This is a genomic window from Bradyrhizobium sp. P2_E8 (assembly GCF_056403875.1).
Window position 1 is genome coordinate 1 of sequence record NZ_JBFUES010001669.1, and the last position, 901, is coordinate 901.

General features: G+C 66.7%; 1 protein-coding gene. It reads right to left on the bottom strand.

What is annotated here, in order from left to right; all coding sequences use genetic code 11:
• Nucleotides 1-901 (bottom strand): lytic murein transglycosylase (locus AC1D00_RS43110; RefSeq protein WP_477014922.1); only part of this gene is annotated, 901 nt, incomplete at both ends.

Genomic DNA, 901 nt, shown 5'->3' on the forward strand with positions numbered 1-901 from the left:
GGTTGTAGCTCTTCACCGAGTAGAAATTCGGCCCGAGCAAAAAGGTCGGTCCGCCCGCGACCGGCGTCCACATCTGCGCGGTCGCGGAGGCTTGCGGAAACGGCTGGCCGTCGGCGCGGGTGACGCCGGCCGCCTGCCATGCCGCATAGGTGCGGCTGCCGCTCATGTCGCCTGATGCCCGCACCTCGTAGCCCCAATGCTCGCCGCGGTGCCATTTGCCGCGATTGACGAGGTACTTTGCCGTCGAGCCCAGCGCGTCGTCGGGCTTGCCGAATGGCGAGACCTTGCCGTCGCCGTCATAGTCGATGCCGACATTGAGCCAGACTTCCGGCATCCATTGCGAATGCCCCATCGCGCCGGCCCAGGAGCCCTTCATCTCCTCCGGCGTGCTCCAGCCCTTGTCGACGATGCGCAGCGCGTTGATCAGCTCGGTCTCCCAATAGGCCTTGCGGCGCGGCTCGTTCCAGGCGAGCGCGGCGAGCGAGGGAAACACCGGCGTCATGTGGTTCTGCTGCACCAGCGGATCGCCATAGGCGGACTCGACGCCCCACAGCGCCAGCAGCGTGCCGCGCTCGACGCCGAAGTCGCGCTCGATGCGCGCGAGCAGGGCCTCGTTGTTCTTGAGCGCGATCTTGCCGTTGATGATGCGCCAGTCGGAGACGCGGCGGTTGATGTATTGCCAGACCTGCTCGTGGAATTCGGGCTGGTTGCGCATCTGCTTGAACACGCTCATGTCAGGCTCGACCCGCGCCATCGCGCGCTGCCAGGTCGCGGCAGAAATGCCCTTCGCCATCGCGCGCGCGCGAAAGCTCTCGCGCCATTCGTCGAAGCCTGGCGGTGCGGCCAGGGCGCATGTGGGTGATGCGACGAAGGCTGCCGCGCCAAGCGCAGATTTCAGCAG